This window comes from Buchnera aphidicola (Melaphis rhois), assembly GCF_005080745.1.
In the GTDB taxonomy this organism is placed as follows: domain Bacteria; phylum Pseudomonadota; class Gammaproteobacteria; order Enterobacterales; family Enterobacteriaceae; genus Buchnera_B; species Buchnera_B aphidicola_AT.
The window spans coordinates 413,058-425,631 of the sequence record NZ_CP033004.1 but is presented as its reverse complement, the minus strand read 5'-3'; the positions used below and the strand labels follow the sequence as shown (position 1 = coordinate 425,631).

At 25.6% G+C, this 12,574-nt stretch carries 11 protein-coding genes, 2 tRNA genes and 1 pseudogene; 2 read left to right on the top strand and 12 right to left on the bottom strand.

Translation table 11 applies throughout. The features are described 5' to 3' along the window. The 6 genes from D9V73_RS02945 to alaS all read right to left on the bottom strand — a co-directional run. Positions 1 to 442: endonuclease (locus tag D9V73_RS02945; RefSeq protein ID WP_410051762.1), on the bottom strand; the 442-nt coding region annotated here is incomplete at its 3' end. Positions 443 to 693: 251 nt separating this feature from the next. Further along, positions 694 to 2,235, bottom strand: coding sequence for a glutamate--cysteine ligase (gshA, locus tag D9V73_RS01880; protein ID WP_261979147.1), 1,542 nt, complete (start codon positions 2,233 to 2,235; stop codon positions 694 to 696). 141 nt (positions 2,236 to 2,376) lie between these two features. Continuing rightward, a tRNA-Arg gene (locus tag D9V73_RS01875) sits at positions 2,377 to 2,450 on the bottom strand. 15 nt (positions 2,451 to 2,465) lie between these two features. Next, positions 2,466 to 2,553: transfer RNA gene (locus D9V73_RS01870), tRNA-Ser, on the bottom strand. 224 nt (positions 2,554 to 2,777) lie between these two features. Further along, the gene (csrA, locus tag D9V73_RS01865; protein ID WP_158336589.1) at positions 2,778 to 2,957 is read right to left on the bottom strand and encodes a carbon storage regulator CsrA; all 180 of its coding nucleotides are present in this window, start codon (positions 2,955 to 2,957) and stop codon (positions 2,778 to 2,780) included. Between the two features lie 120 nt (positions 2,958 to 3,077). After that, entirely contained in the window at positions 3,078 to 5,717 is a 2,640-nt protein-coding gene (gene alaS, locus D9V73_RS01860) for an alanine--tRNA ligase (RefSeq protein ID WP_187307818.1), read from the bottom strand. A 376-nt stretch (positions 5,718 to 6,093) separates the two neighbouring features. Here alaS and rluD point away from each other — a divergent pair, with 376 nt between their 5' ends. Continuing rightward, entirely contained in the window at positions 6,094 to 7,053 is a 960-nt protein-coding gene (gene rluD, locus D9V73_RS01855) for a 23S rRNA pseudouridine(1911/1915/1917) synthase RluD (protein WP_158336587.1), read from the top strand. Between the two features lie 220 nt (positions 7,054 to 7,273). Here the strand turns inward: rluD and aroQ are convergent, their stop codons facing one another. After that, positions 7,274 to 7,732, bottom strand: a complete 459-nt coding sequence (gene aroQ, locus D9V73_RS01850; protein WP_158336586.1) for a type II 3-dehydroquinate dehydratase — start codon at positions 7,730 to 7,732, stop codon at positions 7,274 to 7,276. Between the two features lie 371 nt (positions 7,733 to 8,103). On the opposite strand from aroQ, the gene tldD reads away from it, so the two are divergent. Beyond that, positions 8,104 to 9,555 carry a metalloprotease TldD gene (tldD, locus tag D9V73_RS01845; protein WP_158336585.1) on the top strand — a complete coding sequence of 484 codons (1,452 nt, stop codon included), beginning with the start codon at positions 8,104 to 8,106 and terminating at the stop codon, positions 9,553 to 9,555. A gap of 158 nt (positions 9,556 to 9,713) precedes the next feature. Here the strand turns inward: tldD and rplS are convergent, their stop codons facing one another. The 5 genes and pseudogenes from rplS to D9V73_RS02940 form a co-directional block, all read right to left on the bottom strand. Then, the gene (gene rplS, locus D9V73_RS01840; RefSeq protein ID WP_158336584.1) at positions 9,714 to 10,082 is read right to left on the bottom strand and encodes a 50S ribosomal protein L19; all 369 of its coding nucleotides are present in this window, start codon (positions 10,080 to 10,082) and stop codon (positions 9,714 to 9,716) included. A gap of 26 nt (positions 10,083 to 10,108) precedes the next feature. Beyond that, complete coding sequence (gene trmD / locus D9V73_RS01835; protein WP_261979146.1) at positions 10,109 to 10,906, bottom strand: tRNA (guanosine(37)-N1)-methyltransferase TrmD; 798 nt, start codon at positions 10,904 to 10,906, stop codon at positions 10,109 to 10,111. Then, the gene (gene rimM, locus D9V73_RS01830) at positions 10,899 to 11,405 is read right to left on the bottom strand and encodes a ribosome maturation factor RimM (RefSeq protein ID WP_261979209.1); all 507 of its coding nucleotides are present in this window, start codon (positions 11,403 to 11,405) and stop codon (positions 10,899 to 10,901) included. The genes trmD and rimM overlap by 8 nt, the downstream gene beginning before the upstream one ends. Positions 11,406 to 11,443: 38 nt before the next feature. Continuing rightward, positions 11,444 to 11,710 (bottom strand): 30S ribosomal protein S16, encoded by a 267-nt coding sequence (gene rpsP, locus D9V73_RS01825; RefSeq protein WP_158336777.1) that lies wholly within the window; start codon positions 11,708 to 11,710, stop codon positions 11,444 to 11,446. 96 nt (positions 11,711 to 11,806) lie between these two features. Beyond that, positions 11,807 to 12,574: pseudogene (locus tag D9V73_RS02940) on the bottom strand (signal recognition particle protein); the annotation flags it as partial.

The window sequence follows — 12,574 nt, the reverse complement described above, 5'->3', positions numbered from 1 at the left end:
TTTGTTTTTTTAATTCTCCATACATAAAATTACTGCGATCCCCATTAATTTCTCCAACAACAGGTTGTAAGTTATGAAGATCTGTTTCTATTTTCATGTAATGTATATCATGATTGCAGTTTTTTCTTCCTCCTTGTTTCCAACATTTTTTTAAGTGCCCAAATTGCCATGCAGGCACTACGTGTTCCCATTCTATTCGACTAGCTCTGTTTTCATTTTTTCTAATTTGATATCCGCATGATTTTAATTTTGGGATACCTTGTTTTTTGGTCCATGTTATTTTACATCCACAATAAAAAGAGTGAGGTGCATTAGCATGAATTTTTTGTGCTAATAGCTTGATATGACGAAAATCTTTATAATGATGAGTATGAATTTTATCTTTTGATGAAGATACTGTAGCTAGCATAGCAATAAGAATCAACAGCGTTTTGGCTAACATTTTATTATAATAAAACATAAAAATAATAGTTTATCAAAACATATTAATCTGTTAAATAGGTAAAATATACATTTATTTAAGATAATTATCATTATTTTATTATATATCATTATAATATATTTTGTTTTAGTTGTTCATGTACATAGTAATGTTATTATGATTGAAATAGAATGTTATTCTCAAGATAATATGTATTTTATGCTTTTAAATTATTAATTAACAATAATTAATAATAATTATATGTATTATAGTTAGAAAAATTTTTTTGAACTTAACATATCATGGGATTCGATTTCTTTTTGTATTTTATGAGAATGATATGTTTCATTAATAAAATCACTTTCGTTAAGTTGTCTTAATGGTATTGCATTTAATTTATTTTTATTCTCAATAGCTATTTTCATACCTATATTATTGATTCCATAAAGTATATATTTGTTTAAGATTCTTTCAGAATAAGTTAAATCTGTATGATCAAAATATAAAAATATTTGTTGACATATGTTTTGATAATTATCGCTTTTTGATGGATAGTCTAGAATTTCTGCTATATAAAAAAAATTTTCTATCAAATATTTTCCTATTGATTCTAATGTTTTTTGTTGATTATATGTATTGATATATACTTTTTGTTTTGGTTTTCTTCCCTCAAGACTTATTATATCCCAATTTTTAGAAAAAAGTTGAAGATCTAGATTGGTCATTTTAGGAGAATCTGCAATAACACACCAAATTAGAAATAAATCTAATAATAATATTTGTGATTTTTCAATTCCTATACATGAAAAAGGATTAACATCTAACGATCGTATTTCTACGTATTGAATTCCCTTTCTATTAAGTGAATCTAGTATAGTTTCATTTGGCGTTAATGTTCTTTTAGGACGAATATGAGTATACAATTCGTTTTCTGTTTGTAATATGTTAATATTAATTTGTTTTGGATTTCCGAAAGAATCTATTAATCCTAGTTTTTTAAATTCCTTAGATGGTGTTTGTATACCGTATTTAAGTGATGATATATAATTATTTAAAGAATTAAATGTTAGATTTAAATTTTTAATTGAATTGTTAGTGTGCCCGAGATGACTTAATCTTAATGAAGTAGACCAGGGCAAATATAACATGTTATTTTTATTATTAAATTTCACATTGGTTTTTTTATTTTTAACAAAGAATGATTCGATAGCTGGAGATGCACCAAACAAGTAAGGAATAATCCATCCAAAGCGATAAAAATTTCTAATTAAACATAAATATCCATCAGAAATATAATTTTTTTTGATAATTTTATTATTTTTTCGCCATTCCTTCCAAAAATTTATTGGTAATGAAAAGTTATAATGTACTCCAGAAATTATATTCATTAATGCACCATATCTGTTTTTTAATCCTGTTCTATATAGCGTTTTTACTTTTCCAATATTAGATTTTCCATATTTTGCTAACATGATGGGTGTATGAGAATCAGTGTACGGTGGCATACTAAATGGCCATAAATATTCTTCGTTAATATTGTGACTTACAAATTTATGAATATCACGTAAAGTGTATAACAAATAGTTTATGTTGTTGGTAGGTGGTGTAATAAACTCTAATAATGATTCAGAAAAGTCAGTAGTGATCCATTTATGAGTTAATGCTGATCCTATGTTGTACGGATGATCATGGTTAGAAATTGCTCCGTTTAAGTTTACTCGCAAAGTTTCCCTTTCAATACCTCTTAATATGTTTTTGATAATGTTAGGATCAGATTTTAACCAATGAATTTTGTGTAATATTTTCGGAATCAAATTGGCCTCTTTTAATGAATATAAATATTGTAAAATTGAATTATAATATTTTATAAGAAATATTTTAAAAACAAATTTTTTAAAAAATAAGAGCATACAAATTGAATTATTATAGATAAGATTGGATTTTTAGTTTTTATTTGCATCCGGAAGGATTTGAACCTCCGACCTCTCGGTTCGTAGCCGAGTACTCTATCCAACTGAGCTACGGATGCTATATAATTTTCGTATGGTGAGGGAGGGATTCGAACCCTCGATGCAATATTATTGCATACTACCTTAGCAGGGGAGTGCCTTCAACCACTCGGCCACCTCACCTAAAATTATGTCTTAGTTTTTTAAAGATTTTATTATAAAATAATATTTATAATTTTGATTAGACTATCATATTGATGATATATTGTATAGAAATTTCGAAAGTATTTTTCGTTATTGCGATACTAATTGGAAAAATAATATTTAACTTTAACTTTTGAAATATAAAAGATTGAAATTACAGCATCTCGCTTTAAAAATCGGAGAGATGCTGTTATTTTTATAAACTAGACTTTTTGGTTTTTTTCAGATTGAATTCTTTGATATATTTCTTCGCGATGTACTGAAATTTCTTTAGGAGCATTAACGCCAATGCGTACTTGATTTCCTTTTACACCTAATACTGTTACAGATATCTCATCCCCAATTATGAGTGTTTCGCCCACTCGACGAGTTAGAATAAGCATGTATTTTCCTTAAATAGCTTTTAAAAAAGAGTTCGTTAACCTCTATCCAAATTATTAGTGTTATGCCTATAATATTAGGTTAAACACGAATGTTAAAATATAATATTACTAAGAACTAATTTATAAATTAGATTTAATCCAATTTTTTATATTAATTAGTTCTTTTTTAAGAAAAATTAAATTTTTTATTCTCCCTTCGGCTAGAGAAGGTTTTCCCCCGCCTTTACCGTCTAAATTTTTTAATAGTGTATTTAATAACTTATTTGCAGTAATTTTTTGTGATATATCAGATGTAATGCCAATAATTATTATTGCAGCATTGTCAGAGATATTTATTAATATGATGATACAGGACTGTAATTTATTTTTAAGTTTATCTATTATAGTTTTTAATTTTTTAGAATTTTCATTTTTAAATGTATGTATAATGGTTTTTACGTCTTTAATACAAATAAATTTTTTACTAAGTTTGTTAACTATATTACAAATTTCTTGTTCATTTATCTTACTTATTTTTTTTTCTAATTTTCGATTATTTAATAAAAGTACTTGAATATGACGTGTTATATTTTTGTTGTGTGTTTTTAGCATAATAGCAATATCTTCTAGTTCTTTTTCTTTTGTATGAATGTTAGACAAAGCTATTTTCCCAGTTATTGCTTCAATTCTTCTCACTCCAGAAGATATACCTTTTTCGGAAATAATTTTAAATAAACCAATGTCTCCCGTCCTGTTGGCGTGTGTACCTCCGCATAGTTCAATGGAAAAATCATTTATTGAAAGAACTCGAACTGTATCATGATATTTATTATGAAACAAAGATGTTATATTTTTTTCTTTTGCTGCTTCTAATGTCATGATATTTGTTTTAATTAAAATATTATGATTAATTTTTGTATTAACCATAGTTTCAATTTTATGTATATCGGTCAAGTTTATAGAAGAGTAATGAGAGAAATCGAATCGCAAAAATTGATCTGTAATGTAAGAACCTTTCTGAAAGATGTGATTTCCTAATATTGTCCGTAGTGATGAATATAATAAATGAGTAGCGGAATGATTGGCTTGTATCAATGATCTTTTATTATTATCGATTTTAGCGTTAACTACATCATTAACTTTAAGAGTTCCTGATATTAACTTTCCTATATGCCCAATAGCATTTTTATATTTTTGAGTATCATATACTATGAATTTTCCATGTATGTTTTTAATGATTCCACTATCTCCTATTTGTCCTCCTAATTCTGCGTAAAAAGGTGTACGTTCTAATATTAATATTCCTAATTCATTTTCTTTAATGGCTGTACAATAAGTGTTATTGCAAACAATACTAGTAATGCATGATTGTACTTCTATAACATTATAACCTATAAAATTAGATGATATATCATTATTTGTTACGATGTCATCGTTTATATTTACTTTTCTATGAAATGTGTTATTTTTTGCTTTTTTTTGTTGATGTTTCATTATTGTTTTGATTTCTTCAAAGTTTACAGTAATGTTTTTTTTACGGCAGATATCTATTGTTAAATCCATAGGAAGTCCGAATGTATCATATAATTCAAATATTAATTGTCCACTAATCGTTTTACTTTTAAGTTTTTGAATTTTTGATTGAAGTAATATTAATCCTCTATCGAGTGTTTCAACAAACTTAGATTCTTCTAGTTTTAATATATTTTCAATTTGATCTTGTTTTTTTTGTAAAATATGTGAATCTTGTCCTATTGAATTTATTAAAGTAGGAATTAGTTTATGAAGAAATATTTTTTTTATTCCAATACGATGTCCATGTCTAATAGCTCTTCTAATAATTCTTCTAAGAACATAACCATGTTTTTCATTACTAGGAATTACATTTTCAGATATAATAAACGCACTTGCTCGAATATGATCTGCAATTACATATATGTGTTTGTAATTAAAATTTTGAGTGTTACTCATTTTTACAATTAAATTTGTTAGTGGTTGAAATAAGTCGATTTCGTAGTTAGAAGTTACATTTTGCATAATTGATGCAATTCGCTCTAATCCCATACCTGTATCTACAGAAGATCTAAATAATTTCGTTATATTTTCATTGTTTATCTTATTAAATTGCATAAATACAATATTCCAAATTTCAATAAATCTAGTTCCGGTATCTGTATTATTTCCTGGAGGTTTTCCAGGTAAATGATGTCCTTGATCATAAAATATTTCTGTAGATGGCCCACATGGTCCCGTATTTCCCATTTGCCAAAAATTATCTGACGTGTATTTTTGGTTTTTTTTATCACCTATTTTAATAATTCTTTCTTCTTTTACATTAATAATATTTTTCCATATGTCATATGACTTTGTATCGTCTTTATATACAGTAATCCATAATTTTTCTTTTGGTAAATGCAACCATTTTTTTGATGTAAGAAATTCCCACGCATACATAATAGCTTCTGTTTTGAAATAGTCCCCAAAACTGAAATTTCCTAGCATTTTGAAAAATGTGTGATGTTTAGATGTATATCCTACATTATTGAAATCATTATGCTTTCCTCCAGTTCGTAAGCAATTTTGTACGGTGACTACTCGAGTATATTTAAACTCTTTATTTTCTTTTAATAATATATTCTTGAATTGATTCATTCCAGAATTAGTAAATAACAGTGAAGCATCGTTAGTTGGAATTAGTGAACTACCTGGCAGAACTTTATGTTTTTTTTCTTGAAAAAAGCTTAAAAACATTTGTTTTACTTCATCAGTTGATTTTTTCATTTTTTTAAACATTAATTAAGTTTTTAAACGATAATTAAAATATATTGGACTATGACACTGTTATATTAAAATTTTTAAGACTACATAATACTGTTTTATCCAAACTTTTTGCGATTATTGCAATTAAATTATATTAGTACAAAATATTTCATAATATTTGATCTTTGTTAAACAATCATAGTTTTGTCACATTTAAAGCATTATGAACAAATATCGATATAGTATTAAAAATGTAGTTTTTTATTATTATATGATAATGTATTTAAAGTAATAATATTAATTTAATAAATACAATATATTTTATTTATAGTGTTTTATCATTAAAATACGAAAATGAATTATTTCATTTTCGTATAATTTATTTTTTGGATATTTTATGATTAATATCATACTATTTACTATTATTATTCCTAGTACATGTCAATTAAAGATACGATTAGATAAAGTATTGTCACAATTATTTTCCGAATATTCTCGAACTTGTTTAAAAAAATGGATTTTAAATAACCAAATTAGTATTAATGGAGTGGTTTGTAACAAGCCTAGTATTAACGTATATCATAGAGATGAAATTAATATTAATGTTGTTAAACATTTACATCATGCTTATATTCCACAAGATATTCATATTAATGTTATTTATGAAGATAATGATATTTTAGTAATTGATAAACAAGCTAATTTAGTTGTTCATCCTGGAGCAGGGAATAAGTACGGAACTTTATTAAACGCATTATTATATAGAGACAGTAATTTTTTAAGTGTCCCCCGTTGTGGAATTGTACATAGACTAGACAAAAATACTACTGGTTTAATGGTTATTGCAAAAAATATTGCATCTTATAACAACTTAGTTGAATCAATGAGATCTAGAAAAATTATTAGACAATATGAAGCAGTAGTATATGGTAAACTTATTTCTGGTGGGGGTATTTTTTTATCTATTCAGCGTCATCCTCTTCATAGAACAATGATGACTACTAGTATTACAGGAAAATCAGCTATTACGCATTATAGAATTGTAAAACGTTTTTCTTATTGTACTCATATAATAGTTAGGTTAGAAACAGGTCGCACTCATCAAATACGTGTTCATATGTTAAGTATTAATCATCCTGTAGTTGGGGATAACATTTATAGAAACAAATATAAATTTTGTAAGAGTATTACTTCAAAAATGTTTGAAATAGTTAAAAAATTTCCAAGACAAGCACTTCATGCAAGTAAATTATGTTTAAAACATCCAATTACAGGAATATGGATGGAATGGAATAGTGTTTTACCAAGAGATATTTTGAACTTATTAAGTCAATTAAACATATATAATGATGAGTAAATTGATTTTAACTAAAGTAGTATACAATATTAAATTTTATAATAATTGTTATAAACATTAACACGTTTTTTATATTTTTAATAAACAATATATTTTATTTTAAGAATTTGACAAATTAGTTATTTTATATATTACATTTTATCTATAGCTTATAAATTTTTTAATAAAATACCACGTTAATAGTTTATCAATTAAAAACTAGGATATGAAAATAATATTTTTATTTCTTTCTTGATTGTTTTATTCGTTTTACAGCTGTTTTTAAAGCCCAAAAATATCCATCTAATCCTAGTCCACAAATAATTCCAGATGAAACATCAGATAGCCATGAATGTGCTCGAAAACTTTCTCGTGCATAAATATTAGAAATATGAACTTCTATAAAAGGAATTCGGACTCCGATTAGTGCGTCACGTAATGCTATACTAGTGTGCGTAAAACCACCTGCATTTATTATAATATAGTCTATTTTCTTTCTTAAATTATGAATTTCATTGATTAATACGTTTTCTGAGTTAGATTGTATGTGATTAATTTTTGCATTTAATAATTTTCCTTCTTTATTTAATTTTTTTATTAATTCTTCTAATGTAATACTTCCATAAATATCAGGTTCTCTTTCTCCTAACAAGTTTAGATTAGGACCATTAATTATTAGGATGTTTACTGGATATTTCATATAATAGTTATGTTGTTTTGTAATGTATATAACTTAAAATTATTGTATGTTACTATTTATATACGTAAATTTTTTTAATTATACATGATAAGATATTTATTACAAATATTATATGTGAATTAAAATGATATATATTTTCTAGATATGTACAAACTGTATATATTAAATTAATTTACGTGTATAAATAGTAAAATTATTAGTGGAATAATTGTTATTAATAATGCACTATTCCTTAGTTGGTTAGTAAGTTTTTTAATTTATGTATTTAATATATTAAACTTGAGTAAATCAATATAATATCATTGTTAATGACATGATTCTATATATAAGTATTTCATTTTTGTATTGAATATCAAAATAAGCGAGTTGTGATGATACTGGATTCTGTTACTGAACATTTATTAACTGAAAACAAAATTACCCATCAGAATCTTTTTGAGATTTTAAGTGATATCTCAGAAAGAAGAATAGATTATGCTGATTTCTATTTTCAATCTAGTAGTAATGAGTCATGGATATTAGAAGATAATATTGTTAAAGAAGGACTTTTTAATATTAACAAAGGATTTGGAGTAAGGGTTATATCTGGAGAGAGTACTGGTTTTTCTTATTCAGATAATATTAATTTAAATATATTACAGGAAAGTTCTCAATTAGCGAGTAGTATTTTAATTACTCATCCTTCTTCTATATGTATTAAATCGCTGTTAGAAGTTAAGAGAGAGCCTCTATACACTCTGGATAGTCCATTAGCAAGTATTGGTTCCAAGGAAAAAATAGAAATTCTTTATAAAATAAATTCTATTGCTCGTAGTATAGATAGTCGTGTAATTAATGTTAGTTCTATTTTAAGTGGTGAACATGATCAAATATTAGTTGCTGCTACAGATGGTGATTTAGCTGCTGATATTCGTCCTTTGGTTCGACTTTCAATTAGTGTGGTAGTAGAGAGTAAGGGAAGACGTGAACGTGGTTTTAGTGGAGGAGGTAGTCGAGACGGATATACATTTTTTTTAACAAATTATATTAATGGTATTTCTTTAATTGAACATTATGCTAAAGAAGCTGTTCGAATTGCTTTAGTGAATTTGTCAGCTAAAGATGCCCCGTCAGGAACATTTCCTGTAGTATTAGGACCTGGTTGGCCTGGAATTTTATTACACGAAGCGGTTGGTCATGGATTAGAAGGAGATTTTAATCGTCAGGGAACATCAGTATTTACTAATAAAATTGGATGCAAAGTTGCTTCAGAATTATGTACTGTAGTAGACGATGGAACTATAAAGAATAAAAGAGGATCGTTAACTATTGATGATGAAGGAGTTCCTACTAAATACAACGTATTAATACAAAATGGGATTTTAAAAAGTTATATTCAAGATAAGTTTAATTCAAATTTAATGGGGGTTAAGCCAACAGGAAATGGTAGGAGAGAATCATATGCCCATTTACCTCTTCCTCGTATGACAAATACATATATGTTATCTGGAGATTCACGTCCTGAAGATATTATTGATAGTATAGAATATGGAATATATGCATTAAATTTTAGTGGAGGACAAGTAGATATTACTTCAGGGAACTTTGTATTTTCTACATCTGAAGCATATTTAGTAAAAAATGGGAAAGTTTCTCATTCTATAAAAAATGTAATGTTAATTGGATCAGGAAGTAATGTTATGAAAAACATTTCTATGGTTGGAAATGATTTATTAATAGATGGGGGTGTAGGGACATGTTCAAAAAATGGACAAAATATTCCAGTAGGTGTAGGTCAACCTACGATAAAATTGAACAATATTACGATAGGAGGAACTTCATAAGATTATAGTAAAAAATATAGTTTATTGGTTTTTTATAACATATTTAAAGTAGTAGATAAATTTATTAATAAATTTTTATAAATAATATTATGCAGTCAAAGTATAAAAAGTATGACTGCATGACTTCGTAAATTTCGTGAAATATGTAATAAATATATTTATTCAGATTTAATTTTGTTTTTTATTAATAGTTCTTTTACTTTAGCTGATTTTCCGGTAAATTTTCTTAAATAATATAATTTTGATTTTTTAACATCTCCATATTTCTTTACATTTATTTCTTCAATATTAGGAGAGTGAGCGTGAAATACTCGTTCTATAGCATCTCCATTAGATAATTTTCGTACACAGAATGAAAAATTGAAATGTCTGTTTCGTCTAGCTATAACTATTCCTTCAAATAGTTGAGTTCTCTTTTTAGATCCTTCTACTATCCAAACTTTAACTTCTATCGTGTCTCCCGATTTAAAATAAGGGATAATTTTTTTTATTTGTTCTTTTTCTATTGTTTTAATAATATTCACAATAATATTTTCCTGATATATTGTTATATTTAAGTGGTTTTATTATCTTTTAGTTTCACCGTTTCTTTTTTAAATTGTTCTAATAAATCGTTTTCTTCTTTTGTAAGAATAATTTTATTCAATAAGTCTGGTCTCTTCATCCAAGTTTGTCCTAATGATTGTTTTAATCTCCATATTTTTATTTTTTTGTGGTTACCGGATAATAAGATATTTGGAACTTTTACATTATCAAAAACTTTAGGTCTAGTATAATAAGGGCATTCTAATAATCCATTATAAAATGAATCATCTTTTCTAGACTGTTCTTTTCCTAAAGATCCAGGAATAAACCGACACAGTGCATCGATTAAAACCATAGCAGGTAATTCTCCCCCACTAAGAATATAATCTCCGATAGATATTTCTTCATCTATTATTTTGTTACGTATTAATCTTTCATCTATTCCTTTATAACGACCACATAATAAAATAAAGCATTTCATTTTAGATAATATTAGAATTTTTTTTTGGTTTAGTTTAGTCCCCTTAGGTGATAAGTAAAATGTTTTTGTATTGTATCCTAATATAGATTTAGCGTATTCAATAGCTAATTTTAATGGCTGTGCCGCCATTAACATACCTGATCCCCCTCCGTAAGGACGATCATCAATATTTCTATATTTGTTGTTTGTATAATTTCTAGGATTTACAATATTAATTTTAATAATTTCTTTTTGAATAGCTTTTTTAGTAATTCCATAATTTGTAATAGCATGAAATATTTCTGGAAAAATACTAATGATTGCTATAGTTAAAGGTTTTGTTGTATTTATGGTATTTTCATTCAAAAGTATAGTTCCAATTTACTATAATTACTTTTTTATTAATGTTTACTATTTTTATAACTTTGTTTTTTATAAAAGGTATTAAGATGTTTTTCTTATTAATGTTATTTTTAGATTTATTATTAATAACAAGAATATCATTGGATGGTGTTTCAATTAAGTTTATGACTATTCCTAATTTTTTATTTTCCATATTAAAAATTGTACAATTAATTATATCTTTCCAGTAATATTCATTATTTTTTAATAATGGTAATATATTTTCTTTAATTGTTATGTAGATATTAGTTAATTTTTTAGCTTCAGAGCGATTGGAAACATCCTTTATTTTTACAATAAAATATTTTTCTTTATTTTTCCAAAATTGAATATGAACTTTTTCTATTTTTTCTGATTCATTTATATACCAAGGATGATAGTTAAAAATGTTTTGTTTTTTCTTTGTAAAAGAAAAAATGCGAATCCATCCTAATATACCATGTGGTATTCCAAATTGTGCAATGATTAAATTATCAGGATTTCTTTTTTTTGTATTTATTTTTAGTATTTCCTTCTAGGTGTATCTTCGCGTATAACTTTTTTTATTAAATATTTAACTCGATTAGATATTTTAGCACCATTTTTCGTCCAATATTCTAATCTATTGAAGTTTATATATATATTACTACAGTTTTGAGGTGAAATTGGATTAAAAAATCCAAGTTTTTCAATAAATTTGCCATTTCTTGGGCATCTACTATCAGCAATTATTATTTGATAGAATGGGCATTTTTTAGCTCCTATTCTTGTTAAACGAATTTTTATCATAGTTTTATATCTTGCTTTAATGGTTATAGTTCTTTTCAAAATAGTATAACTTAAAATAGGTTTATGAATAAAGTATTTTATTTTTTTCAAAAATTATTATTTACCAATTATATTGTTTATATTTTTCATTATTTTTTTAATACCTCCTTTTTTAATAGTTTTCATTATGTTTTTGATGTTATTAAATTGTTTTAATAGTAAGTTTATTTCTTGTATTGATAAGCCTGATCCTTTTGCAATACGACGCTTTCTTGAGCCTTTAATTAATTCTGGTTGTTGTTTTTCTTCTTTAGTCATAGAGTAAATCATTGTTTCCATTTGAAATAATAACTTTTCGTTCATATTACTTTGAATGCTATTAAATGCATTTGTAGCGGTAGGTAGTTGTCTTAATATGGAAGTAATATTTCCTACTTTTTTAATTTGTTTCATTTGAATTAATAAATCGTTATAATCAAATTTATTTCGATTTTTTATTGTATTTGCTAATTTCTCCATGTTTTTTTTGTTAATTTTGTTTTCAATATTTTCTATAAGTGATAGTACATCTCCCATACCGAGAATTCGAGTTACTACTCTATCTGGATGAAATATTTCAAATTGATTCAACTTCTCGCCAGTACTAATAAATTTAATTGGTTTTTTTGTAATATATTTCATAGATAATACAATACCAGCTCTTGCATCACTATCTGTTTTAGTAATAATAAATCCGGTTATGGATACATTTTTGTTGAAATGGTGTGCTATGTTTATTGCATCTTGACCTATCATTGCATCAACTACTAATAGAGTTTCAATAGGCATCATTTTTTTATGTATAGCGGTAATTTCATTCATCATAGATGCATTAATGTGTAAACG